The sequence below is a fragment of the Streptomyces sp. NPDC052012 genome, assembly GCF_040689265.1.
Classification (GTDB): domain Bacteria; phylum Actinomycetota; class Actinomycetes; order Streptomycetales; family Streptomycetaceae; genus Streptomyces.
Window position 1 is genome coordinate 692023 of the sequence record NZ_JBFAXA010000002.1, and the last position, 23323, is coordinate 715345.

At 73.1% G+C, this 23323-nt stretch carries 24 protein-coding genes; 13 read left to right on the top strand and 11 right to left on the bottom strand.

The genetic code is table 11. The features are described from left to right. Nucleotides 1-4 precede the first annotated feature (4 nt). Nucleotides 5-508: a metallophosphoesterase gene (locus AB0412_RS06720; protein WP_366401390.1), complete on the top strand. Its 504-nt coding sequence runs from the start codon at nucleotides 5-7 to the stop codon at nucleotides 506-508. 153 nt (nucleotides 509-661) lie between these two features. Here AB0412_RS06720 and AB0412_RS06725 read toward each other — a convergent pair whose 3' ends face one another. The 7 genes from AB0412_RS06725 to AB0412_RS06755 are packed head-to-tail and all read right to left on the bottom strand — an operon-like array spanning nucleotide 662 to nucleotide 8312. Then, nucleotides 662-1369, bottom strand: coding sequence for an SRPBCC family protein (locus AB0412_RS06725; protein WP_366401391.1), 708 nt, complete (start codon nucleotides 1367-1369; stop codon nucleotides 662-664). 10 nt (nucleotides 1370-1379) lie between these two features. Further along, nucleotides 1380-2519 carry an XdhC family protein gene (locus tag AB0412_RS06730; protein ID WP_366401392.1) on the bottom strand — a complete coding sequence of 380 codons (1140 nt, stop codon included), beginning with the start codon at nucleotides 2517-2519 and terminating at the stop codon, nucleotides 1380-1382. Next, on the bottom strand, nucleotides 2512-3675 hold the full coding sequence (locus AB0412_RS06735) for a VWA domain-containing protein (protein ID WP_366401393.1): 1164 nt from the start codon (nucleotides 3673-3675) through the stop codon (nucleotides 2512-2514). The genes AB0412_RS06730 and AB0412_RS06735 overlap by 8 nt, the downstream gene beginning before the upstream one ends. 1 nt (nucleotide 3676) lies before the next feature. After that, nucleotides 3677-4561 carry a MoxR family ATPase gene (locus tag AB0412_RS06740; RefSeq protein WP_366401508.1) on the bottom strand — a complete coding sequence of 295 codons (885 nt, stop codon included), beginning with the start codon at nucleotides 4559-4561 and terminating at the stop codon, nucleotides 3677-3679. A gap of 6 nt (nucleotides 4562-4567) precedes the next feature. After that, on the bottom strand, nucleotides 4568-5422 hold the full coding sequence (locus AB0412_RS06745; protein ID WP_366401394.1) for a xanthine dehydrogenase family protein subunit M: 855 nt from the start codon (nucleotides 5420-5422) through the stop codon (nucleotides 4568-4570). After that, entirely contained in the window at nucleotides 5419-7845 is a 2427-nt protein-coding gene (locus tag AB0412_RS06750) for a xanthine dehydrogenase family protein molybdopterin-binding subunit (protein WP_366401395.1), read from the bottom strand. Before AB0412_RS06750 ends, AB0412_RS06745 begins: the two co-directional genes overlap by 4 nt. Beyond that, a complete protein-coding gene (locus AB0412_RS06755) occupies nucleotides 7842-8312 on the bottom strand; it encodes a (2Fe-2S)-binding protein (RefSeq protein ID WP_366401396.1) in 471 nt (156 codons plus the stop codon). The genes AB0412_RS06750 and AB0412_RS06755 overlap by 4 nt, the downstream gene beginning before the upstream one ends. A gap of 256 nt (nucleotides 8313-8568) precedes the next feature. On the opposite strand from AB0412_RS06755, the gene AB0412_RS06760 reads away from it, so the two are divergent. Then, nucleotides 8569-10554 (top strand): translation factor GTPase family protein, encoded by a 1986-nt coding sequence (locus AB0412_RS06760; RefSeq protein ID WP_366401397.1) that lies wholly within the window; start codon nucleotides 8569-8571, stop codon nucleotides 10552-10554. A 24-nt stretch (nucleotides 10555-10578) separates the two neighbouring features. Here AB0412_RS06760 and AB0412_RS06765 read toward each other — a convergent pair whose 3' ends face one another. Beyond that, nucleotides 10579-10944 (bottom strand): nuclear transport factor 2 family protein, encoded by a 366-nt coding sequence (locus AB0412_RS06765; RefSeq protein ID WP_366401398.1) that lies wholly within the window; start codon nucleotides 10942-10944, stop codon nucleotides 10579-10581. A 210-nt stretch (nucleotides 10945-11154) separates the two neighbouring features. Between AB0412_RS06765 and AB0412_RS06770 the strand changes: the two genes are divergently transcribed. From AB0412_RS06770 to AB0412_RS06800, 7 genes are all read left to right on the top strand, one after another. Beyond that, nucleotides 11155-12240 (top strand): S-(hydroxymethyl)mycothiol dehydrogenase, encoded by a 1086-nt coding sequence (locus tag AB0412_RS06770; RefSeq protein ID WP_366401399.1) that lies wholly within the window; start codon nucleotides 11155-11157, stop codon nucleotides 12238-12240. Next, nucleotides 12240-12869: an MBL fold metallo-hydrolase gene (locus AB0412_RS06775; RefSeq protein WP_366401400.1), complete on the top strand. Its 630-nt coding sequence runs from the start codon at nucleotides 12240-12242 to the stop codon at nucleotides 12867-12869. The genes AB0412_RS06770 and AB0412_RS06775 overlap by 1 nt, the downstream gene beginning before the upstream one ends. 119 nt (nucleotides 12870-12988) lie before the next feature. Then, nucleotides 12989-13903: an SDR family oxidoreductase gene (locus tag AB0412_RS06780; protein ID WP_366401401.1), complete on the top strand. Its 915-nt coding sequence runs from the start codon at nucleotides 12989-12991 to the stop codon at nucleotides 13901-13903. 67 nt (nucleotides 13904-13970) lie between these two features. Continuing rightward, complete coding sequence (locus AB0412_RS06785; protein ID WP_366401402.1) at nucleotides 13971-14780, top strand: SDR family NAD(P)-dependent oxidoreductase; 810 nt, start codon at nucleotides 13971-13973, stop codon at nucleotides 14778-14780. A 198-nt stretch (nucleotides 14781-14978) separates the two neighbouring features. After that, complete coding sequence (locus AB0412_RS06790; RefSeq protein ID WP_366401403.1) at nucleotides 14979-15674, top strand: L,D-transpeptidase family protein; 696 nt, start codon at nucleotides 14979-14981, stop codon at nucleotides 15672-15674. A 191-nt stretch (nucleotides 15675-15865) separates the two neighbouring features. Next, the gene (locus AB0412_RS06795) at nucleotides 15866-16051 is read left to right on the top strand and encodes a hypothetical protein (protein WP_366401404.1); all 186 of its coding nucleotides are present in this window, start codon (nucleotides 15866-15868) and stop codon (nucleotides 16049-16051) included. A 70-nt stretch (nucleotides 16052-16121) separates the two neighbouring features. Beyond that, on the top strand, nucleotides 16122-16946 hold the full coding sequence (locus tag AB0412_RS06800; RefSeq protein WP_366401405.1) for an EamA family transporter: 825 nt from the start codon (nucleotides 16122-16124) through the stop codon (nucleotides 16944-16946). A 42-nt stretch (nucleotides 16947-16988) separates the two neighbouring features. On the opposite strand, the gene AB0412_RS06805 is transcribed toward AB0412_RS06800, so the two are convergent. Next, nucleotides 16989-18368, bottom strand: coding sequence for a S1 family peptidase (locus AB0412_RS06805; RefSeq protein ID WP_366401406.1), 1380 nt, complete (start codon nucleotides 18366-18368; stop codon nucleotides 16989-16991). 179 nt (nucleotides 18369-18547) lie between these two features. Between AB0412_RS06805 and AB0412_RS06810 the strand changes: the two genes are divergently transcribed. After that, the gene (locus AB0412_RS06810; RefSeq protein ID WP_366401407.1) at nucleotides 18548-19750 is read left to right on the top strand and encodes an aminotransferase class I/II-fold pyridoxal phosphate-dependent enzyme; all 1203 of its coding nucleotides are present in this window, start codon (nucleotides 18548-18550) and stop codon (nucleotides 19748-19750) included. 73 nt (nucleotides 19751-19823) lie between these two features. Next, nucleotides 19824-20204, top strand: a complete 381-nt coding sequence (locus tag AB0412_RS06815) for a PPOX class F420-dependent oxidoreductase (RefSeq protein WP_366401408.1) — start codon at nucleotides 19824-19826, stop codon at nucleotides 20202-20204. Between the two features lie 21 nt (nucleotides 20205-20225). Here AB0412_RS06815 and AB0412_RS06820 read toward each other — a convergent pair whose 3' ends face one another. Continuing rightward, nucleotides 20226-20639, bottom strand: a complete 414-nt coding sequence (locus tag AB0412_RS06820; protein ID WP_366401409.1) for a zinc ribbon domain-containing protein — start codon at nucleotides 20637-20639, stop codon at nucleotides 20226-20228. Nucleotides 20640-20807: 168 nt separating this feature from the next. Next, a complete protein-coding gene (locus tag AB0412_RS06825) occupies nucleotides 20808-21539 on the bottom strand; it encodes a TetR family transcriptional regulator (protein ID WP_366401410.1) in 732 nt (243 codons plus the stop codon). A gap of 132 nt (nucleotides 21540-21671) precedes the next feature. On the opposite strand from AB0412_RS06825, the gene AB0412_RS06830 reads away from it, so the two are divergent. Further along, nucleotides 21672-22505 (top strand): hypothetical protein, encoded by an 834-nt coding sequence (locus AB0412_RS06830; protein WP_366401411.1) that lies wholly within the window; start codon nucleotides 21672-21674, stop codon nucleotides 22503-22505. 130 nt (nucleotides 22506-22635) lie between these two features. Beyond that, entirely contained in the window at nucleotides 22636-23310 is a 675-nt protein-coding gene (locus AB0412_RS06835) for a peptidoglycan-binding protein (RefSeq protein ID WP_366401412.1), read from the top strand. Nucleotides 23311-23323 lie beyond the last annotated feature (13 nt).

Here is a 23323-nt window from a genome sequence, read left to right on the forward strand (position 1 = left end):
GACCGTGCGTCTGCTGCTGATGTCCGACACGCATCTGCCCAAGCGGGCCAAGCGGCTGCCCGAGCAACTGCTCGGCGAACTCGACTCCGCGGACGTCGTGTTCCACGCGGGCGACTGGGTCGACACGGCCACGCTCGACCTGCTGGAGTCCCGCAGCCGACGCCTGGTCGGCGTGTACGGCAACAACGACGGGGCCGAGCTGCGCGCCCGGCTGCCGGAGATCGCGTACGCCGAACTCGACGGACTGCGCTTCGGGGTGATCCACGAGACGGGGCCCGCGCAGGGCCGCGAGGCGCGCTGCGCCGCCCGGTTCCCCGATCTGGACGTGCTGGTCTTCGGACACAGCCACATCCCGTGGGACACCACCGCACCGACGGGACTGCGGCTGCTCAACCCGGGGTCACCGACGGACCGGCGCCGGCAGCCCCACTGCACCTATATGACCGTCACGGTCACCGGCGGCCGGCTGACCGAGGTGGAACTGCACCGGCTGCCTCCACGGCGGTGACAGCGCGCACACGGTCCGGGCCGCTTCGTTGTCGGTGGAAGCGGCCCGGGCGCTGCGAGTAGATGCGCTGTCACGGACCTCCTTCCCACGATCGAAAGGGTGGTTATCCGGGCGACTACCCATCTCGGCCGGACTCACACACACCTCATCTCGTCATCTGCGGGAGCGCCGCCACCTGCGGATCCCCGCGGCGAGCGCGGCCACCGCGAGGACGGCGGCGAGGACCGCGCCGGCACGCCTGGCCAGCGGCGGGCCGACGGTGCGCAGCAGGTCGAGCGGCTCCTCCTCGCGGCCCTCCGCCGGTCGCGGGGCCGCGGCCGTGGCCACCGCGGCGGTCTGAGCTTCGGCGGCCCCCGCTCCGGTGGTCTCGGTCTCGGCGGTCCCCGCCGGTGCCGCGTCCGCCGCCGGCTGCGGCTGCCGCTGGGACAGCCGCTCGGACAGACACGCCGCGAACTGGCCGATGATCCGCTCACCCACCTCCGCGAGCACACCCCGCCCGAACTGCGCCGGACGCCCGGTCACCGTCAGATCGGTGCGCACCGACACGGCCGTGGCGCCGTCCCGCTCACCGAGCGTCCCCGTCACGGTGGCCCGGGCCGTGCCCTGGCCCCGGGTCTCCCGGCCACTGGCGACCAGCACCACGCGGTGCGCGGTCTCGTCCCGCTCCTCGAAGACCGCCGTCCCCTTGTACGTGACCGTCACCGGTCCCACCTTGACCTTGACCGAGCCGGACACCGTCTTGTCGTCGTACTCCTCGACCGTCGCGCCGGGCAGACACGGCGCGACCCGTTCGATGTCGAGCAGCGCACGCCACGCGTCGTCGACCGGGACGGGGACGGTGAACTCGTGGTGCAGCTCCATGGCTTCCTCCTCAGGACAGGGCACGTCCGCCGGCAGGGTCCCAGGGGCCCGGCGGGGGCGGATGGACCGCGCCGTGGGTCGCGGTCAGCGGGGCGCCGGTGCCGCCCCACCGCAGGGCGACGATCTCCGCGGCCACGGACACGGCCACCTCCTCGGGCGTACGGGCGCCCAGGTCGAGGCCGACGGGGGAGCGCAGCCGGGACAGCTCACGCTCGCCGAGCCCGGCCTCGGTCAGCCGCCGTGCCCGGTCGTCGTGGGTGCGCCGGCTGCCCATCGCGCCGATGTACGCGGCCGGCCTGCGCAAGGCCTCCTCGAGCAGCGGTACGTCGAACTTCGGGTCGTGGGTGAGCACGCAGATCACCGTGCGCTCGTCGGTGTCGGTGTCGCGCAGATACCGGTGCGGCCACTCGGCGACCACCTCGACGCCCTCCGGGAAGCGGCGCGGGGTGACGAACACCGGTCGGGCGTCGCAGACGGTGACCCGGTAGCCGAGGAACGCGCCGATGCGGGCCACGGCCGCCGCGTAGTCGATCGCGCCGAAGACCAGCATGCGCGGGGGAGGGGCGAAGGACTGCAGGAAGACGCTCACCGCGTCCTCTCGGCGCTGGCCGTGCGGCCCGTAGTGCCGCAGCCCGGTCGCCCCGAGAGCGAGTTCACCCCGCGCGTCGGCGGTGACGGCCGCGTCCAGACCGGTCGTGCCCAGCGTTCCCGAGACCCGGTCCGGCCAGACGGCGAGGGTGGCACCGCGCGGCGCCGGGCCGTCGGTCACCGTCGCCACGGTCACCGGCGCTCCCGCGGCGACGGACTCGGCGACCTCGCCGAAGGACGGATCCAGCTCGGGCGTGACCGGCCGCACCAGCAGGGTGATCTCGCCACCGCACGTCAGACCGACCGCGAAGGCGTCCTCGTCGCTGTAGCCGAACGACTCCAGGCGTGCCTCGCCGTCGGCCACGACCTCCTGCGCCAGCTCGAACACCGCGCCCTCGACACAGCCCCCGGACACGCTGCCGACCACCTCGTCGTCCGGGCCCACCGCCATCGCCGCCCCCGGGTCGCGCGGCGCGCTGCGGCTGACCTCGACGACGGTGGCCAGTCCGAACGGCGCCCGGTCCGCGTACCAGCGGGCCAGCGCCGGGAGGATGTCACGCACGTTGAACTCCTTCCACGGGCGGCTCGGGCACGGGTACCGGGCCGCCCCGCACCACCGCCGCCAGCCGCTCCAGCGCGGCCAGACTGTGCCCCTCGACGAACGCGTCCACACTCGGCAGAGCCGCCGCCATCCCGGCCGCCAGCGGCGCGTACCCGGGCCGTGCCTTGAGCGGATTCGCCCAGATCACCCGGTGCGCCAGGCGGTGCAGGCGGCGCATCCCGTCCGCGAGCAGCTCCGGATCGCCCCGCTCCCAGCCGTCCGACAGCAGCACCACCACCGCGCCGCGCGCCAGGCCGCGCTGCCCGTGGCGCACCAGGAACTCGTGCAGCAGCTCACCCAGCCGGGTACCCCCGCGCCAGTCGGGCACGGCCGAGGCGACCGCCGCCATCGCCAGATCCGGATCGCGGTGCGCCAGCTGCCGGGTGACCCGGGTGAGCCGGGTGCCGATGGTGAACACGTCGGTGCGCGGTCCGCGCGCCGCAGCGTGCGCGAACCGCAGCAGCGCGTCCGCGTACGGCGCCATCGACCCGCTGACATCCACCAGCAGCACGATCCGCCGGGGCCGCTCGGCGCGTGTCCGGTGCCGCAGCCGTGCGGGCTCGCCGCCGCTCCGCAGCAGCTCCCGCACCGTCGGGCGCGGATCGACCTCGCCGCGGCGGGCCGCCCGGCGCCGCGCCGTGCGCCGCACCTCACCGCGCAGTGCCAACGCGGCCAGCAGCCGCCGCACCTGCTCCCGCTCGGCCGCGGTCAGCCCGGCGACATCGCGATGGCGCAGGACCTCGGTGGACGCGGCGAGCGCGGGCACGGGCGGACGGCGGTGGTCCCGTTCCGCCGGCGCGCGGGACGCCGTGCGCGCGTCATGGACGGTGAGCCGGGGCCGGGGCGCGCGGGCCGGTGGTGTCGTGGGACGGGGGTGCGGCTGCTCGCCGGTGCCGAAGCAGGTGGCGAACACGCGCTCGTAGTGCTCCAGGTCGTCCCGGCTGCCGCACAGGGTCAGCCGCCCCGCCCAGTACAGGTCCGTCCGCGCTCCCAGCCGCAGCACCTCCACCGCGCGCACGAACGCCTGCACCCGTTCGCTGCTCGCCTCCAGACCGGCGGCGCGCAGCGCGCGGACGAATGCCAGGAGGCTCGCCAGGGGGCCCGCGACGTCCGGCACGTCACACCCCCCGTCCGGCCAGCACCGCCGCGAAGTCCAGCTTCCGGGCCCGCTCGGCGTCCTCCCGGTACTTCAGCACCGAGCCGAGCGTGGCGAGCGCGAGCGCGGCGTCCACCTCGTGCGCGCCGAGCGCGTCCAGCGCCTCGGCCCAGTCGATCGTCTCGGCCACGCCCGGCGGTTTGACCAGGTCCAGGGTCCGCAGCTCCCGCACCAGCGCGGTCACCTGCTCCGCGAGCCGTTCCGCCACACCGGGCAACCGCCGCCGCACGATGGCCAGTTCACGTGCGAACTCCGGGTGGTCGAACCAGTGGTACAGGCAGCGCCGCTTCAGCGCGTCGTGCACCTCGCGGGTGCGGTTGGAGGTCAGCACCACCACCGGAGGCACCTCGGCCCGGATCGTGCCCAGCTCCGGGATCGTCACCGAGAACTCCGACAGCAGTTCCAGCAGAAACGCCTCGAACTCGTCGTCCGCCCGGTCGATCTCGTCCACCAGCAGCACGCACGGCCGGGTCTGCAGCGCCTGGAGCAGCGGGCGGGCGATCAGGAAGCGGCGGTCGTACAGCTCGCCCTCCAGCCGCCCGGGATCGGTGACCCCGGCCGCCTCGGCGGCCCGCAGATGCAGCAGCTGGCGCGGGAAGTCCCAGTCGTACAGCGCCTGGGAGGCGTCGATGCCCTCGTGGCACTGCAGGCGGATCAGCGGAGCGTCCAGCGCCTCGGCGAGGGCGGAGGCGAGCGCGGTCTTGCCCGTGCCCGCGTCGCCCTCGCAGAAGACCGGCCGGTGCAGTCTCAGCGCCAGGTAGCAGGCGATCGCCAGCCCGTCGTCGACCAGGTACCCCGTCTCCTCCAGACGGGCCCGCACCTGCTCCGGGCCCTGCACCTCGGTGATCGTCGCTCACCCCATCCCGGCGGCGGCCAGCACCGCCCGCTTGGTGAGCACCCGCGCCAGATGCGCCCGGTACTCGGGCGAGGCCGCGGTGTCCCGGGCGGGCCGGGTGCCCTCCGCCGCGGCCTCGGCGGCCCGGCCCACCGCGTCCGCGTCGCCGGCGCCGGACAGGGCCTGCTCGGCCGCCGTGGCGCGCAGGGGTGTGGCACCCATGTTGGTCAGGGCGATGCGGGTCTCGGCGATGTGCCCGTCGTCCCGCCGCACCAGCGCGGCCACGCCGACCGTCGCCCACGACTGGGCCACCCGGTGGAACTTCTCGTACCGGAAGCCCCAGCCGTCCGTCTTCGGGATGCGGACCTCGACCAGCAGCTCGTCGGGGGACAGGGCCGACTCCAGATAGTCGACGAAGAAGTCGCGCGCCGCGATGGTGCGCCGGCCGCCCGGCCCCTGTGCGACCAGCTCACCGTCCAGTGCCAGGACGACGGCGGGCAGGTCCCCGGCCGGGTCGGCGTGCGCGAGAGATCCGCCGAGGGTGCCCCGGTGCCGCACGGCGGGGTCGGCGACCGTGGAGGTGGCGGACGCGAGCAGCCCCGCGTGCCGGCGGACCAGCGGGTCGGTGACGACGGCGTGGTGGGTGGTCATCGCGCCGATGACCAGGGTGTCGCCGTCCTCGCGGACCCCGCGCAGCCCGGGGATGCGGTTGACGTCCACGACGAGCTCGGGGAAGGCCAGCCGCAGCCGCATCAGGGGCAGCAGGCTCTGCCCGCCGGCCAGCACCTTCGCGTCCTCGCCCGCGTCGGCGAGCGTGCGCACCGCCTCCTCGACGCTGCTGGGGCGGGCGTACTCGAATGCGGGGGGAATCATGCCGCCGCCTCCTTCCCGGAGTCACCGGAGTCACCGGAGTCACGCGAGCGACCGGGGTCGCGCGAGCCACCGGAGCCGGACCGCACGGCCTGCCAGACCCGCTCGGGTGTGCACGGCATGCGGATGTCCTGCACGCCGAGGGGTCGCAGGGCGTCCACGACCGCGTTGACGACGGCGGGCGTCGAGGCGATCGTGCCCGCCTCGCCGACGCCCTTCACCCCCAGCGGGTTGGAGGTGGCCGGTGTCTCGGTGCGGTCGGTGACGAACTCGGGCAGGTCCGGGGCGGCCGGCACCATGTAGTCGGCCAGGGTGCCGGTGACCAGGGTGCCCTCCTCGTCGTACACGGCCTCCTCGTACAGCGCCTGCGCGATGCCCTGGGCGATGCCGCCGTGCAGCTGGCCCTCGACGATCAGCGGGTTGATCACCTTGCCGACGTCGTCGACGCACACGTACGACCGGATGCGCACGGCGCCGGTCTCGGTGTCGGCCTCGACCGCGCACAGATGGGTGCCGTGCGGGTAGGAGAACGTGTCCGGGTCGAGGACGTGCTCGGCGTTGATCGACGGCTCCATGCCCTCGGGCAGGTCGTGCGAGGCGAACGTCGCGAAGGCCACCTCCTGGATGGTCTTGCGCGCCTCCGGGGAGCCCTTGACGACGAAGGCGCCGTCCGTGAAGTCGAGGTCGGCCTCGTTCGCCTCCAGCAGGTGGGCGGCGACCTTGCGGGCCTTGTCCACGACCTTGCGCGCCGCCTGGTGGACGGCGACGCCGCCGACGACGAGGGAGCGTGAGCCGTAGGTGTCCAGGCCGTGCGTCGCCAGCCGGGTGTCGCCGTGCAGCACCTCGACGTCCTCGAACGGCACCCCGAGGACGTCGGCGGCGATCTGGCTCCAGGACGTCACATGGCCCTGGCCGTGCGGGCTGGTGCCGGTGATGACCTCGACCTTGCCGGTGGGCAGCATCCGCACGCTCGCCGCCTCCCAGCCGCCGGCCGCGTAGCGCATCTCGCCCAGCCAGCGGCTCGGCGCGAGGCCGCACATCTCGGTGTACGTCGAGACACCGATGCCGAGGCGTACGGTGTCGCCCCGGTGCGCGCGGTCGGCCTGCTCGGCGCGCAGTTTGTCGTAGTCGAACAGGGCGAGCGCCTTGTCGGTGGCGGCCTCGTAGTTGCCGCTGTCGTAGGTGAGCCCGGCGATCGTGGTGTACGGGAACTCCTCGTGCCGGATCCAGTTGCGGCGGCGCAGCTCGACCGGGTCCATGCCGAGTTCGGCCGCCAGGTCGTCCATGATCCGCTCGATCGCGAAGGTCGCCTCGGGCCGGCCGGCGCCGCGGTAGGCGTCGATCGGGGTGCGGTTGGTGAACACGCCGGTGCAGGAGAAGTCGTACGCTCCCATCTTGTAGATCGCCGGGTACATGGAGGCGCCGAGGACGGGGATGCCCGGGCTGAGCAGCATCAGGTAGGCACCCATGTCGGCCAGCAGGGACACCTTCAGACCCAGCAGCGTGCCGTCGCGGCGCGCGGCGATCTCGATGTCCTGGACCTGGCTGCGGCCGTGGTGGGTGGCGACGTTGGCCTCGGAGCGGGACTCGGTCCACTTCAGCGGACGGCCCAGCCGCCTGGCCAGCACGAGGGTGATCACTTCCTCGCCGTACACCTGGAGCTTGGAGCCGAATCCGCCGCCCACGTCGGGGGCGACGACGCGGAGCTTGTTCTCCGGGACGCCGGTGGTGACGGCGAGCAGGACCCGCAGGACGTGCGGGATCTGGGTGGAGGAGTACAGGGTGAACTCGCCGGAGGCCGCGAGCGGATCCACCACGACCGCCCGCGGCTCCATCGCGGTCGGGATGAGGCGCTGCTGGTGGTAGCGGCGCGTCAGGACGACGTCCGCCCGGTCCCTTTCGGTCTCGTAGTCGCCGTTGGCCGTGCGGTACTCGTACGAGCGGTTGGTGCCCTTGTCGGCGTGGACCAGCGGGGCGTCGTCGGCGAGGGCCGCCTCGATGTCCAGGGCGGCGGGCAGCGGGGTGTAGTCGACCTCGATCGCCTCCAGGGCGTCGGCGGCCGTGTACCGGTCGCGGGCCACCACCACCGCCACCGGGTCGCCCGCGTAGCGCACCTCGTCGACGGCGATCGGCGGGTGGTCCGGCACCACGGTGTCCTCGGCCACCGGCCAGGCACACGGCAGCGACCCCATCTCCTCCGCGACGTCCCGGCCGCTGAACGCGGCGATGACGCCGGGGCGCTCCAGCGCCGCCGACACATCCACGCGGTCGATCCGGGCGTGGGCCATCGGGCTGCGCAGGATCGCCAGGTGCAGCAGTCCGCTGACGCTGATGTTGTCGGTCCAGTTGGTCTGCCCGGTGATCAGGCGGGCGTCCTCCTTGCGGGTCCGGGCCCGGCCGACCTCCCGCTCCACCGTCTCGGTCATGTCGCGACCTCCTGTTCGGAGGCGGCCAGCACGGCGGCCACGATGTTCTGGTAACCGGTGCAGCGGCACAGGTTCCCCTCCAGGCCGTGCCGCACCTCGTCCGGCGTGGGATGCGGATGCTCGCGCAGCAGATCGCGCGCCGCCATGATCATGCCCGGGGTGCAGTAGCCGCACTGCAGCGCGTGCCGCTCGTGGAACGCCTTCTGCAGCTCGGTCAGCTCCCCGTTCCGGGACAGCCCCTGCACGGTGGTCACCTCACCGCCGTCCGCCTGGACGGCCAGCACGGTGCAGCTCTTGACGCTCGCGCCGTCGAGCTCCACCGTGCAGGCCCCGCAGTTGGAGGTGTCGCAGCCGATCGGGGTGCCGGTCAGGCCGAGCCGGTCGCGCAGGTAGTGGACCAGGAGGAGGCGGGGCTCCACGTCGTCCTCGTACGTGGTGCCGTCCACCTTCACCGAGATGTGGGTCATGTGCCCTCCAGAGGCCGATCGGGTGGATAGGAGCAGGAAACATCGGCCGGGCGTGATGTAGGTCACTCTAGGACCGGTCCACCGCGGTGGCGACCGCTGCGGCGCGGTTCGTCGGGCGTTAATCCGTTGCCTCCGCGCACCCGGTCCTGGTGCACTGTCCGTGTCCCGCCCGTCACGCGACGAGGAGCAGCAATGCGCGCACCGTTCATGTCCCTCCCGGAAGGAACGCCCTCCACCTCAAAGGACATGACGCTTCGTGCACCTGCTCAATCTCGGGATCCTCGCCCATGTCGACGCCGGTAAGACCAGCCTGACCGAGCGGCTGCTGCACTCCGCCGGGGTGATCGACCGGATCGGCAGCGTCGACGCCGGCAGCACCCGCACCGACACCCTCACGCTGGAGCGCCGGCGCGGCATCACCATCAAGGCGGCCGTCGTCTCGTTCCCGCTCGGCGGCGCGACCGTGAACCTCATCGACACACCGGGCCACCCGGACTTCATCGCCGAGGTGGAGCGGGCGCTCGCCGTGCTGGACGGCGCGGTGCTGGTCGTCTCCGCCGTGGAGGGCGTGCAGGCGCAGACCCGCGTGCTGATGCGGACCCTCCAGCGGCTGCGCATCCCCACGCTGATCTTCGTGAACAAGATCGACCGCAGCGGCGCACGGGAGGCGGAGGTGCTGCGGGCGATCTCGGCCCGGCTGACCCCGTCGATCGTGCCGATGGCGACGACCTCCGGCCTCGGCACATCGGGCGCCCGTGCCGTCCCCGGACTCTCCCCGAGCGCGCTGGACGTCCTCACCGGCCAGGACGACGAGCTGCTCGCCGAGTACCTCGAGGGGGAGATCTCGGGCCCCCGCCTGCGCACCGCTCTCGTCGCACAGACCCGGCAGGCCCTGGTGCACCCGGTGTACTTCGGCTCCGCCGTCACCGGCGCGGGCGTCGAGGCGCTGCTGACGGGAGTCAGGGAGCTGCTGCCCCCGGCGGACGGCGACCCCGAGGAGCCGGTCTCCGGCACCGTGTTCAAGGTGGAGCGGGGCCCGGCCGGGGAGAAGATCGCCTACGCGCGGATGTTCTCGGGCACCCTGCGGGTCCGCGACCGGATCCCGTTCGGGCGGGACGGCGGCGCGGACACCCGGCCGGAGGGCCGCGTCACCGCGATCAGCGTCTTCGACCACGGCACGGACACCCTCGCGGACTCGGTGCCGGCGGGCCGGATCGCCCGGCTGTGGGGCCTGGCGGACATCCGGATCGGTGACGCGCTCGGCGAACCCCGCAAGACCCAGGAGCACTTCTTCGCCCCGCCCACCCTGGAGACCGTCGTCGTCCCGGGGCCCGGCGCGGACCACAGGGCCCTGCATCTCGCGCTCACCCAGCTCGCCGAACAGGACCCCCTGATCGGCCTGCGCCACGACCCGGTGCGGCGCGAGACCTCCGTGTCGCTCTACGGCGAGGTGCAGAAGGAGGTCGTCCAGGCCACGCTCGCCGAGGAGTACGGCCTGGACGTCACCTTCCGCGCGACGACACCGCTGTGCATCGAGCGGCCCGCCGGGACGGGGGCGGCCGTGGAGTTCAACAAGAAGGACCCGAACCCGTTCCTCGCGACGGTCGGCCTGCGCGTCGACCCGGCACCCGCCGGCAGCGGCGTCGACTTCCGCCTGGAGGTGGAGCTGGGCTCGATGCCGTACGCCTTCTTCAAGGCGGTCGAGGACACCGTGCGCGAGGCACTCGGCCAAGGGCTGCACGGCTGGCAGGTCACCGACTGCACGGTCACCATGACCCACGCCGGCTACTCGCCCCGGCAGAGCCACGCACACCAGCGCTTCGACAAGAGCATGTCGAGCACCGGCGCCGACTTCCGCGGGCTGACCCCGCTGGTCCTCGTCGAGGCGCTGCGCCGCGCGGGCACCGTCGTGCACGAGCCGATGCACCGCTTCCGCATCGAGGCACCGGCGGACACCCTCGGCGCCCTGCTGCCCCTGCTGGCGGGTCTGGGAGCCGTGCCCGAGTCCACCGACACGCACGGTGACCGTTGCGTCCTGCACGGCACGGTGCCGGCGGCCCGGGTGCACACCCTGGAGCAGCGGCTGCCGGGACCGACCCGCGGCGAGGGCGAGCTGGAGACCTCCTTCGGGCACTACGCGCCGGTCACGCACGGCACGCTGCCGGAACGCCCGCGCACCGACCACAACCCGCTGAACCGCAAGGAGTACCTGCTGAACGTCACCCGGAGAGTGGGCGGTTGACCGCCGCCCACCCCCGCGGCGTGCCTACTCGTCCCACGCCTGGATGAGCGTCTGCTCGGTGATCTTTCCGTCGCGCAGCGAGAGCATCGACTCCGAGAGCACGCGCACCCCGTCGGAGTACACACAGCTCTCGCTGTAGGCGGCACGGTCGCCCTGGACGACACACTGCTCCAGCTTGTGCGTCATGTCGCGGCTGTACACGTCGTCGAGCATGGCGGCGATCTCGTCCCGGCCGTGCAGGACCTTCGGGTGGCTGGGCTGGGTGTTGCGGTCCACGATGCGCAGCTCCGCGTCGTCGGCGTACAGCGACACCAGATTGGCCGACGTGTCGGCCTCGACGCACCGGCGCAGAGTGTCGGTGGTGAAGACGGGTTCTGCCGCGGTTGCCATGATGACCTCCTCCGAACGGGCCGCGGCGCGGTCCTCCGAACGGGCCGCGAGGGGCCTCGCCTACGAGCCTCCTCCGCCCCGCGATGCCGGGCAAACGCAGCGCTCCCGCACGGCCCGGCCGTCGGCCGTCCCCCGCGCTCACCGGCCCTTACCGATCAGTCGGACGTAGGGTCGGGAGGAACGGACAGCGGCCGACGAAGGAGACGCACCATGGCGCAGGAAGTACGCGGCGTGATCGCACCGGGGAAGGACGAGCCGGTACGGATCGAGACGGTCGTCGTACCCGACCCCGGTCCGGGTGAGGCGGTCGTCCGCGTCCAGGCCTGCGGGGTGTGCCACACCGACCTGCACTACAAACAGGGCGGCATCAACGACGAGTTCCCCTTCCTGCTCGGCCACGAGGCCGCGGGCGTGGTGGAGTCGGTCGGCGACGGCGTCACCGACGTCGCGCCCGGGGACTTCGTGATCCTCAACTGGCGCGCGGTGTGCGGGAAGTGCCGCGCCTGTCTGCGCGGGCGGCCCTGGTACTGCTTCGACACGCACAACGCCCGGCAGCGGATGACGCTCACCGACGGCACCGAACTCTCCCCGGCGCTCGGCATCGGTGCCTTCGCCGAGAAGACCCTCGTCGCCGCCGGACAGTGCACCAAGGTCGACCCCGCCGTCTCCCCGCAGGTCGCCGGGCTGCTCGGCTGCGGGGTGATGGCCGGCATCGGCGCCGCGATCAACACGGGGAACGTCGGCCGGGGCGACTCGGTCGCGGTCATCGGCTGCGGCGGCGTCGGGGACGCGGCTGTCGCGGGGTCGCGTCTGGCCGGGGCGGCGAAGATCATCGCGGTCGACATCGACGACCGGAAGCTGGAGACCGCCCGCTCGATGGGCGCCACCCACACCGTCAACTCGCGGGAGACGGACCCGGTGGAGGCGATCCGGGACCTCACCGGCGGCTTCGGCGCCGATGTCGTCATCGAGGCCGTGGGCCGGCCCGAGACCTACCGGCAGGCGTTCTACGCCCGCGACCTGGCCGGCACGGTCGTCCTGGTCGGTGTGCCCACACCCGAGATGAAGCTGGAACTGCCGCTCCTCGACGTCTTCGGGCGCGGCGGCTCCCTGAAGTCATCGTGGTACGGCGACTGCCTGCCGTCCCGTGACTTCCCGATGCTGATCGATCTGCATATCCAAGGGCGCTTGGACCTCGGCGCGTTCGTCACCGAGACCATCCAGCTCGACGAGGTCGAGAAGGCCTTCGAGCGGATGCACCGCGGCGACGTGCTGCGGTCGGTGGTGGTGCTGTGATGACCGCCCGCATCGAACGCCTCGTCACCTCCGGTCGGTTCAGCCTCGACGGCGGCACCTGGGACGTCGACAACAACGTGTGGATCGTGGGTGACGACCACCAGGCCGTCGTCATCGACGCCGCCCATGACGCCGACGCCATCGCCGAGGCCGTCGGCGACCGCCGGCTGACGGCGATCGTGTGCACCCACGCCCACAACGACCACATCGACGCCGCGCCCGCCCTCGCCGAGCGCACCGGCGCCACCATCTGGCTGCACCACGACGACCTGCCGCTGTGGAAGCAGACCCACCCCGACCGTGACCCCGACGCCTGGCTGGTCGACGGGCAGGTGATCGAGGCGGCCGGCGCCGACCTCACCGTGCTGCACACCCCGGGGCACGCGCCGGGCGCGGTCTGCCTGTACGACCCCGGTCTGGGGACCGTCTTCACCGGCGACACGCTCTTCCAGGGCGGGCCCGGCGCGACCGGCCGCTCGTTCTCCCACTTCCCGACGATCATCGACTCGATCCGGGACCGACTGCTGACGCTCCCGCCCGAGACGAAGGTGCTCACCGGGCACGGTGACGCGACGACCATCGGCGCGGAGGCCCCGCATCTGGACGAGTGGATCGCCCGCGGCCACTGAGCCGACCCGCCGGAAAAGGTGACAGAGGATGTCCGGCTTACCCGTCACGCTCGGAGCAGCACGCGCAGCAACAGCAGTACGAGCAGTACGAGCAGCACGAGAGCAACGGGAGGCCGGGCATGCCGGAAGAGCTGAAGGACAAGGTCGCGCTGGTCGCGGGGGCGACCCGGGGAGCCGGGCGGGGCATCGCCGTGGAGCTGGGCGCGGCGGGCGCGACCGTGTACGTGACCGGCCGCAGCACACGCGAGCGCCGCTCCGAGTACGACCGGCCGGAGACCCTGGAGGACACCGCCGACCTGGTCACCGAGGCGGGCGGCCGGGGCATCGCCGTACCGACCGATCACCTCGACCCCGCCCAGGTGCGCGGGCTCGTCGACCGCATCGCGGACGAACAGGGCCGGCTGGACGTCCTCGTCAACGACATCTGGGGCGGCGAGAAGCTCTTCGAGTGGGACACCCCCGTCTGGGAGCACGACCTCGACAACGGGCTCAGGCTGCTGCGGCTCGCGATCGACACCCACGCCATCACCAGCCACCACGCCCTGCCCCTGCTGCTGCGCCGGCCGGGCGGACTCGTCGTCGAGGTCACCGACGGCACCGCCGACTACAACCGCGAGAACTACCGCGTCAACTTCTTCTACGACCTGGCCAAGTCCGCCGTGCTGCGGATGGCCTTCGCGCTGGGGCACGAACTGGGTCCGCGCGGCGCCACGGCCGTCGCGCTGACTCCCGGATGGCTGCGCTCGGAGATCATGCTCGAGACCTTCGGGGTGCGTGAGGACAACTGGCGCGACGCGCTGGAGCGCGTGCCCCACTTCGCCATCTCCGAGACGCCGCGCTATGCCGGCCGCGCGGTCACCGCCCTCGCCGCCGACCCGGACGTGGCCCGCTTCAACGGCACCTCCCTCTCCAGCGGCGGCCTCGCCCAGGAGTACGGCTTCACCGACCTGGACGGCAGCCGCCCGGACGCCTGGCGGTACCTGGTCGAGGTGCAGGACGCGGGCAAGCCGGCGGACGTGACCGGCTACCGGTGAACGCCCGGCCCGGTGGATCCGTTCCGGCCTCTGCCGCGGTGATCGACCGGGCGGCTACCGTCACCCCATGACGAAGGACGCACGGCGCTTCGAGGGGTACGGGGTTCTCATCACCGGCGCGGCACGCGGCATCGGCGCGGCCACCGCCCGGCGGTTCGCCGAGGAGGGGGCCGGGGTGCTGGTGGCCGACGTGGACGCGGCCGAGGCGGAGCGGACCGCGTCAGCCCTGCGCAAGCGCGGGCTCGCGGCCGAGGCCCGGGTGTGCGACGTGGCCGACCAGGTGTCCGTCGAGGAGGCCGTCGCGCACTGCGCCGGCACCTTCGGCTCGCTCGACGTCCTGGTCAACAACGCCGCCCATTGCACCCCCGACGCGCCCCGCTTCGAGGACGAGCCGGACGAGGAGTGGGCGGCCGACCTCGACATCACCCTCACCGGCGCGTACCGCTGCTGCCGGGCCGCGCTGCCGCACCTCGCCGCGACCGGCAGGGGCGCGATCGTGAGCGTCGGCTCGGTCAACGGGCTGCAGGACTTCGGCAACCACGCCTACAGCGCCGCGAAGGCCGGTCTGATCTCCCTCACCCGCACCCTCGCCGGCCACGCCGGGCCCCGGGGGGTCCGCGTCAACCTCGTGGCGCCCGGCACGGTCCGCACCAGGGCCTGGGAGGGCCGGGACGCGGACCTGGAAGCGGCGCGCCGCCTGTACCCGCTGGGCCGCGTGGGCGAGCCCGAGGACATCGCCGCCGCGGTCGCCTTCCTCGCCTCCCGGGACGCCTCGTGGATCACCGGCGCCACGCTCGTCGTCGACGGCGGCATCACGGCGGTGAACTCCGGCTTCCACCAGGCGCTGCCGCGGCCCGACGGTGTCCGGGGAACCTAGGGGGTGTCCGCAAGGTCCCGCCTGCCCCGCGACGCCCGGCACGCACTCTCGCCGCACACCTGATCCTCTCCGCAGGCGTCCCAGGTCACCGTTCGATTGCGGCGTGTGAGTCCGTACAACCGATTTTTCCGATCGGCCGTCTACCTGGCAGAGTGCGCAGGCCATGCGCTCAACTCCAGGGGAAAGGCAAATCGGACCATGGGGGACATACGTAGACGGAGCGCCGTCGTCCTCGGGCTCACCGCGCTGGTGACCCCGCTCACGCTGACGCTCGGCACCGCACCGGCGCAGGCCGCGAGCTGCACCACCCAGGCGGGCCCGCATCAGAAGCAGGTGGAGAAGTTCCTCGGCCGCCCGGTCGACGGCAAGCAGTCCTCCGCCGACTGCAAGGCCATCCGCGCCTTCCAGACCAAGCACGGAATCACGCCGGCCGCCGGCTACGCGGGTCCGGTCACCTGGGGTGTGATGGACCTCATGAACAAGCAGAAGGCCGTGGGCAAGAACCCGAACAAATCGGGTAAATGCCCGGTGAACAAGGGCCGCATCGCCTGCGTGGACCTCACCCTTCAGCTGAGCTGGATCCAGGACGGCAAGAAGCTCGTCTACGGCCCCGTGCCGGTCCGCACCGGCCGCGACGGCTACGAGACCCGCACCGGCCTGAAGAAGATCTCCTGGCGCAACATCGACCACGTCTCGACCATCTACGACGTGCCCATGCCGTACGCGCAGTTCTTCGACGGCGGCCAGGCCTTCCACTCGGTCGGCGTCAGCATGTGGAACCCGCCCGGTTCGCACGGCTGCGTCAACATGACGAAGACCGACGCCAAGAAGTACTGGTCGCTGCTGAAGACCGGCGACGACGTCTACGTGTACGGCCGCAAGCCGGGCACCTGACGCCCCCGGCCCGCGCCGGCCGCGCCACGGGCCGGATCTCCGCCGATGTGTGAAGGCGGGCACACGAGCGCGGAGGTGGGCGCTCCGTGTGAACTCCCGCACGTGCCGGGCCAGATGGACGTGATCAGCAACACGTCCGAAATGCCCCATGCGCGTGCGATTACTCACAGCGCCTTCACCTCGGGCGCCGTATGCTTCACAGCATGTCCACCACTGTTGAACCCTCCTCCGAGCGATCGGCTGCCGAGGTCAACGAGGAGATCCGGGCCCTGTGGCTCCGGTCGGGCGGGACACTGAGCGGCGAACAGCGCGAGGAGTACCAGCGCCTCGTCCTGGAGTGGGCCGCGGCCCTCCCTCAGCCGGCCAAGGCCGCCTGACCGTCCCGTAGACCAGCTCGGCACCACCACCTCGGCATCGCACATCCACCAGCAGGGCACCCGTGACCGAATGGGTGCCCTTCTCGCACTTGCCTCGGCCCTCTGCTACGGCATCGTCGACTTCGCCGGCGGACTGCTGTCCCGGCGCGTACCCCACACCACCGTCACGTTCCTCGGACAGGTGGGCGGGCTGCTGCTCGCCGTCGCGGCCGCGCTCGCGCTGCCCGCGGACGCCGTAGCCGCCTCCGACCTGATGTGGGGCGCGCTCTCCGGCGTCGGCAGTGCCACCGCGATGCGTCACCTCAACCGTGGCCTGAGCCATGGGGCGATGAGCGTGGTGGTGCCCGTCAGCGCCGTGACGGGGGTCGCCCTGTCCGTTCTGTGCGGGGTCCTGGTCCTCGGCGACCGCCCCGGGGCCCTCGCCTGGGCCGGTATCGCGGTCACCGGCCCCGCCCTGTGGTGGGTCTCCGGCGGCGGTGCCCGCATGGGCGACGGAGCGAGGGACGGGCTGCTGGCCAGTGCCGGAGTGGCCGTGCAGTACGTCGCTCTCGGCCAGGCCGACCCGGTGAGCGGGCTGTGGCCCGTCGCCGCGGGCCGTGTCGCCGCCGTCCTGGTGCTGCTGCCCGGCGTGCTGCGCCGCCCCCGGCTGCCGAGACCGCCGGCGCGGCAGAGCCTTCAGGCCCTGGCCGTCGGAGCGGGCGCAGCGCTCGGCCTGGTGCTGTATCTCCTCGCCGCGCAGCGCCACCTGCTGGCCGTCGCGGTCGTCCTCGCCTCGCTCTATCCCGCTCTCCCGGTCGTCCTGGGACTCGCCGTGCTCGACGAACACGTCTCACGACGCCAGGCGGCGGGTCTGCTCGGCGCCGCACTGGCGACCGTCCTGCTCACGGTGGGATGACGCGGGCCGGCCGGCTGCCTGTGCCGACTGTGCGGTGCCCGCTCAGCCCCACATCGCCGAATAGTGGCGCTGGTAGGCCTTGCGGTCCTGTTCCGCCCGGATCCAGCGGGTGGCCACCAGCGCCACCATGCTGCCGCCGACGACGAGCAGTCCGGGCCCGACGTTGCGGGGGTCGGCCAGGCGGGACAGCAGCGTGGAGGCGTCCGGGATGCCCGTGGTCGGCGCAGAGGAACCCGGGGACGCGCCGCCCGGTGCCGCCGCGCCCGCGGGACCCGAGGGCGCGGGGGAGGGGGCCGCGGACTCGTTGCCGTCCGGCGGGGACACGATGAGACGGACGTTCAGCGCGGAGAGGGCCTTCGTCACGGGCTGGAAGTACGTCGTCCCGCCCGCACGGCAGTCGCCGCTGCCGCCCGAGGTGACGCCGAGCGCGATGCCCTCGGAGAACATCGGTCCCCCGCTGTCGCCGGGCTCCGCGCACACATTGGTCTCGATGAGCCCGCTGACCGTGCCCTCGGGGTAGTTCACCGTCGCGTTGAGCGCGGTCACCTCCCCGTCGCGCAGTCCACTGGTGCTGCCGCTGCGGAACACCCGCTGGCCGACCGTGGGATCACCCACGCCGGTGATGCGCACGCCCTTGCCGTCCCCGACGGCCACCACACCGGCGCCCTCGCCGGCCCGGCCGTCGGCGTACTCGATCAGGGAGTAGTCGTCGCCGGGGAAGCTGCCGCCGACCGTCGTCCCGACCTCCTGCCTGCCCCGGCCGTCGGAGAACCACACGGAGCCCTCCGGCCCGCAGTGCCCGGCCGTGAGGATGAACTCCCGTGTACCGTCGGTCACGTTGAACCCCGCCGAGCACCGCCCGGCGGTGGACAGGATGGGCGTCGCGCCGTTGAGCCGGGTGGTGAACGTGCCCTCGGTGCGCTCCATCCGCACGAAACCGCCGATGCCGTCGGCCACTTCGGTCAGCTCGGACCAGTCGTCGGCGGACACCGTGGTGTCGCCCCGGACCACCACCTGGTTGGAGCGGTAGTCCATGGCCCACGCCGTGCCGGGCACCCGCGGAGCCGAACGCAGCGTCCGCGTAGCCGACTTCAGCTCGCTCATGCTGTGCCGCACCATCTTCGGCTCGGCACCGGCCCGCCTCACCTCCCGCGCCGCCTCCTCGTCGGTGACCGCGACCACCGTCCGCCCGTCCGCGCCGATCCAGCTGCCCGCCGTGCGGTCGGTGCCGAGCCGCGACACCAGCCGCGCGCCGGGCCCGGCGGACGTCGCCTCCTCGGTCGCCGCCGCGAACGGCACGGCGTCCGCGGCGGGCGGCTCGCTCGCCACCGCGCGCGTGACCATCGTGCATCCCAGGAGGATTCCGCCGACGGCCGCCAGCCGTGTCACTCGCCGGACGACCCGTCGTCGTGCGTGCCTCATGCATGGCTCCCGTACCAGAACAGCGCGCGGTGCGCACACCACGGGGCACTCCCTTGAGTCGAGTGCCCTCACTCCATACGGGCCCGGGCCCCGGCGCGTTCAGCGCCGACCGCGATGCGAACGGCACGTACGCGGCTCTCGTGGTGTCCGCTCACCCCACGGCCGCCTATCTTGAGCCCATGACCAGGATCGCGCACGGACCGTCCGGTGAACCGAACCCCCTCAGGGCCCTCACCCTCGAGCAGCTGCGCGGCCGCACCAGCATGAAGTGGCGGACGTACCCCGCGGACGTGCTTCCCCTGTGGGTGGCCGAGATGGACGTGCCGCTCGCCGAACCCGTGGTGCGGGCCGTCACCGAGGCACTCGAGCGGGGCGACACCGGCTACCCCGCCGGCACCGCCTACGCCGAGGCGCTCGCGGCCTTCGCGGAGAAGCGGTGGGGATGGGACGGGCTCGCGGTGGAGCGCACGGCGATCGTGCCCGACGTGATGCTGGGCGTGGTGGAGATGCTCAAGCTGGTCACCGGGTACGGCGACGCGGTGGTGGTGAACTCGCCCGTCTACCCGCCCTTCTACGACTTCGTCCGGCACATGGACCGCCGGCTGGTCGAGGCCCCGCTCGGCGCGGACGGGCGTCTCGACCTCGCCGCGCTCGAGGACACCTTCCGGCAGGCCGTGCAGGGCGGAGGGCGCGCCGCGCACCTGCTGTGCAGCCCGCACAACCCCACCGGCACCGTGCACACCGCCGAGGAACTGACCGCCGTCGCCGCTCTCGCCGACCGGTACGGCGTGCGCGTCGTCGCCGATGAGATCCACGCCCCGCTGGTCGTCGGCGACACCGGCTTCGTGCCGTATCTGAGCGTGCCGGGCGGCGAACGCGGACTGTCCCTGATGTCGGCCTCGAAGGCGTGGAACCTCGCCGGGCTCAAGGCGGCCCTCGCCGTCGCCGGGCCCGAGGCGGAGGGCGATCTGGCCCGGATGCCCGAGGAGGTCGGCCACGGTCCGAGCCACGTCGGCATCATCGCCCACACCGCCGCCCTGCGCGACGGGACAGCCTGGCTGGACGCGCTGCTCGCCGGACTCGACGCCAACCGCCGGCTGCTCGCCGGCCTCCTGGCCGAGCGCCTGCCGGCGATCCGCTACCGCCCGGGCGAGGCCACCTATCTCGCCTGGCTCGACTGCCGCGCCCTCGCGCTCGGCGACGACCCGGCCCGTGTCTTCCTGGACCGCGGCCGGGTGGCCCTCAACTCCGGGCTGCCGTTCGGCACGGGCGGCGCGGGCCGCGCGCGGCTGAACCTGGCCACCTCACCGGAGGTGATCGAGGAGGCCGTTCGCCGCATGGGGATCGCCGCAGAGGGCGGCGTCGTGGATCCGGGGGCCTAGGGGGTGTCCGCAAAGTCCCGCCTGCCCTGCGGGCGGACGACGCGCTTTGCGGACACCCCCTAGACTGCCCGGCATGGACGACGAGGTGGTGGGCCGGCTCGGGGCGGGCAAGTACCTGTTGGTCACCAGCTACCGCCGGAACGGCACGCCGGTGGCCACCCCGGTGTGGGTCGTACGGGACGGCGACGCGCTCGGGGTGTGGACGGTGGCCGACTCCTGGAAGGTCAAGCGGATCCGCAACCGCCCCGATGTCCTCGTCGGCCCCTGCGACCTGCGCGGCAACCCCACCGGCGACCAGGTACCCGCCACCGCGGAGATCTGCGACCGGGCCACCACCGCCCGCTACCGCGCGCTGATCGCCCGCAAGTACGGTCTGACGGGCCGGCTGACGCTGCTCGGCAGCCGGTTGCGCAGGGGACTGGACGGTACGGTCGGGATCCGCATCACCCTGTGACGGGCACGCCCCGTCGGTCCGTCAGCTCCACGCCCGGTAGGGCTCGTCGACCAGCTGGAAGACCGGTTCGCCGCGTACCGGGTCCTTGGCCGTGGACAGCCGCACCCGGTCACCGCTGTGGATGCCGATGGGCGGCCCCATCACCCGGCCGCGCAGCACGAAGCCCTCGGCCATCTCGATGAGGGACACGTTGCGCGCGGCGGGCGTGTTGCGGTGCACCACCGTGGAGTGGCGGACCGTGCCGACGCCCTCGCTGCGCTCCGTGCGCAGGTCGCTGCCCTGACAGACGGGGCACAGCAGCCGGTGGTACATGGCGGTGCCGCACCAGGTGCAGCGCTGGAAGAGGATGGCCTCCGACTCCGGGCCCTGCGGTTCGAGGACGCCCGTCGCGGAGCCGGCTGCCTGCTGAGCGACGCTTCCTGAGTGGTGGTACACGCTGGTCAACTCCCTGCACTCGGCCGGAATCCCGCGTGCCCGGTCACCCGGGCACGGGTGTGCGCGGCTCGCCGTGCCACCGTGCACAGCGACAGAGTATGGCACTGAGTGCCACGCGTAAAGGCACTGCGTACCCTGAATCTTCCCGGGCGGTGCCGCGCGGTACGGTCAGGAGCGACCCAGCGCGGACTCGAGCTCCTGCACCACCCGCCACAGCGGCGCCTGACGCCGGGCGACGACGACCACCACGTCCTCGGGCCGCTCGTCCACCGGCGGCGTGAGCACCGCGCCGAAGGCGGCCTGGACGTGCCGCAGGGCGTGGTCCACCGCCGCCTCGGAGTCGTCCCTGCCGTCCGAACGCAGCCAGGAACGCAGCGCGTTGTTGTGCGCGGCCACCACCGCCGCCGCGACCACGTCGGCCCGCAGAGTGCCGTCCCGGTGCCCGGCGAAGCGTCCGCGCAGATAGTCGGCGAGAGCCCGCTCGTAGCGCCACACCACCGACAACTCGTAGGCGCGCAGCCCCGGAACCCGCTTGGTGAGGCGGTAGCGCTGGACGGAGAAGGCCGGGTTCTCGGCGTACATCCGCAGCACGAGCCGGGCCGCGTCGCAGACCCGGCGCACCGGTTCGTCGTCGTCGGAGCTCGCCGCGAGGAACGCGGTCATGTCGGCCAGACAGCGCTCGTGGTCCGGGAAGACCACGTCCTCCTTGGACGGGAAGTAGCGGAAGAACGACCGCCGTCCCACACCGGCGAGCGCCACGATGTCGTCCACCGTCGTCTGCTCGTAGCCCCGCTCCAGGAACAGTTCGAACGCGGCCGCGATCAGCGCGTCCCGCATGGACGGCCTGTCCGCCCTGCCGGCCTTGTCGTCGCGGCCGGGAGCCGCGCTGCTGGAGCTCATGAACGGGAACGTAGCACTTGAGCGCCGCGCATGGCACTCAGTGCAGGACTGGGCGGAACTGAGTGCTGTCCGTCGGCCGCGCTCTCCGGGGCGTCCTTATGATCGGGTGACCGTCACTCCCGAGGAGCCCCTATGCCGTCCGCCCGCCCCCGCATCCTCTACGTCACCGACCTGGCCTACCCGGCCCGCGGGCGCCGCTACTGCGACGAGGACATCTTCCTGACCTCGCGGCTGCGGACGGCCTTCGACCTCGCCCTGTGCCACCCGAAGGACGCCGCCGCACTGCTCGACGGCTTCGACGCCGTGGTGATCCGCAACAGCGGTCCCGTCCTGGCGTACCAGGAGGCCTACGACTCCTTCCGCGCCCGCGCCACGGCGACCGGGACGCCGGTGTACAACCCCCTCACGGGCCGCGGCGACATGGCCGGCAAGCAGTACCTGCTCGATCTGACCGCCGCCGGCCACCCGGTGATCCCCACCGTCGACCGCCCGGAGGATCTGCACCGGCTGCCCGCGGCCGAGCGGTACGTGGTGAAGCCCCGGCTCGGCGCCGACTCCATCGGACTGCGCGTCGTCCCCGCCGGCGAGGTGCCCGCGCTCGTCGACGGGAGTGTCCTGGTGCAGCCGCACATCGACTTCGCCTACGAGGTGTCCTTCTACTTCGTCGACGACGCCTTCCAGTACGCCCTGTACGCCCCGCACCCGGACCGGCGCTGGCAGCTGGAGCCCTACGAGCCCTCCGAGGAGGACCTCCGGTTCGCCCGGCGGTTCATCGACTGGAACACCCTCGACCACGGCATCCAGCGAGTGGACGCCTGCCGGGCGCCGCACGGCGAACTGCTGCTGGTCGAACTGGAGGACCTCAACCCCTACCTCTCCCTCGACGCCCTCGACGAGGCCCGCCGGGAGGCGTTCGTCACCACCATGGCGGCCTCGCTGCGCCGCTTCACCGGCACGGGCGGCTGAACCTCCCGGGCGCCCGGCGCGTATCTCTCCGCATCAGGCGGCTGACGGTTCCCCGTGTCTGGACGGATCCCCGTGTCCGGGACAGTCCCCGGTGTCCGGGACGCCCCCCGCGGGACGGAAGGAGAGCAGCGTGACGACACCGTCCGAGCCACCCCGGCCGCACGACGGCCCACCCCTCGAACCCATCCGCGTCCTGCGCCCGCGCCGCACCGACGCGCTCGCGGAACTGTTCCGGCAGTTCGAGGAGGACCAGGAAGCCTACGAGCCGGTGTTCCCGCCCCGGGCGCCCGCCGGATCCGAGGACGAGACACAGGAACTCCCGTCCCTCGCCCCCACCGCCGTGCGGCGCCGTGTCTCACTCGCCGAGCACCCCGCGGTCGTCACGGCCGCCATGGCCGTCGCGGCGCTGATCGGCTTCGGCGGGGCGGCCCTGCTCACCGGCCCGGGCGCCGACGACCGCACGGCTCCCGTCCCCGCGCCCCGCCCGTCCACCGCCCAGCCCGCCGTCCCGCCCCCGCCCACCCGGGACGACCGCGGATTCCTCAGCGAGGGCGACGTGGGCCCCGCGGTGACCGAACTCCAGCAGCGCCTGCTGCGCATCCCCGACGTCTACCGGGACGGCACCACCGACGGCCGCTACGACGCCACGCTGTCCGCGGCCGTCGCCCGTTTCCAGCTCTGGTACGGCATCCAGGGCGACGAGACCGGCGTCTACGGCGACGACACGCGTCTGGCGCTGGAGTCCCGCACCCAGGCCGTGGCGGGCGGGACGCCGAGCGGCCCGCCCCATCCGGACGGCGCGTGACCGCCCGACGCGG

Bases quoted from the DNA above. Each gene is read 5' to 3' on its own strand.
- AB0412_RS06725 (WP_366401391.1), bottom strand. From the start codon at position 1,369: ATGGAGCTGCACCACGAGTTCACCGTCCCCGTCCCGGTCGACGACGCG.
- AB0412_RS06745 (WP_366401394.1), bottom strand. From the start codon at position 5,422: ATGATTCCCCCCGCATTCGAGTACGCCCGCCCCAGCAGCGTCGAGGAG.
- AB0412_RS06750 (WP_366401395.1), bottom strand. From the start codon at position 7,845: ATGACCGAGACGGTGGAGCGGGAGGTCGGCCGGGCCCGGACCCGCAAG.
- AB0412_RS06755 (WP_366401396.1), bottom strand. From the start codon at position 8,312: ATGACCCACATCTCGGTGAAGGTGGACGGCACCACGTACGAGGACGAC.
- AB0412_RS06765 (WP_366401398.1), bottom strand. From the start codon at position 10,944: ATGGCAACCGCGGCAGAACCCGTCTTCACCACCGACACTCTGCGCCGG.
- AB0412_RS06770 (WP_366401399.1), top strand. From the start codon at position 11,155: ATGGCGCAGGAAGTACGCGGCGTGATCGCACCGGGGAAGGACGAGCCG.
- AB0412_RS06775 (WP_366401400.1), top strand. From the start codon at position 12,240: ATGACCGCCCGCATCGAACGCCTCGTCACCTCCGGTCGGTTCAGCCTC.
- AB0412_RS06780 (WP_366401401.1), top strand. From the start codon at position 12,989: ATGCCGGAAGAGCTGAAGGACAAGGTCGCGCTGGTCGCGGGGGCGACC.
- AB0412_RS06785 (WP_366401402.1), top strand. From the start codon at position 13,971: ATGACGAAGGACGCACGGCGCTTCGAGGGGTACGGGGTTCTCATCACC.
- AB0412_RS06790 (WP_366401403.1), top strand. From the start codon at position 14,979: ATGGGGGACATACGTAGACGGAGCGCCGTCGTCCTCGGGCTCACCGCG.
- AB0412_RS06795 (WP_366401404.1), top strand. From the start codon at position 15,866: ATGCTTCACAGCATGTCCACCACTGTTGAACCCTCCTCCGAGCGATCG.
- AB0412_RS06800 (WP_366401405.1), top strand. From the start codon at position 16,122: ATGGGTGCCCTTCTCGCACTTGCCTCGGCCCTCTGCTACGGCATCGTC.
- AB0412_RS06805 (WP_366401406.1), bottom strand. From the start codon at position 18,368: ATGAGGCACGCACGACGACGGGTCGTCCGGCGAGTGACACGGCTGGCG.
- AB0412_RS06810 (WP_366401407.1), top strand. From the start codon at position 18,548: ATGACCAGGATCGCGCACGGACCGTCCGGTGAACCGAACCCCCTCAGG.
- AB0412_RS06815 (WP_366401408.1), top strand. From the start codon at position 19,824: ATGGACGACGAGGTGGTGGGCCGGCTCGGGGCGGGCAAGTACCTGTTG.
- AB0412_RS06825 (WP_366401410.1), bottom strand. From the start codon at position 21,539: ATGAGCTCCAGCAGCGCGGCTCCCGGCCGCGACGACAAGGCCGGCAGG.
- AB0412_RS06830 (WP_366401411.1), top strand. From the start codon at position 21,672: ATGCCGTCCGCCCGCCCCCGCATCCTCTACGTCACCGACCTGGCCTAC.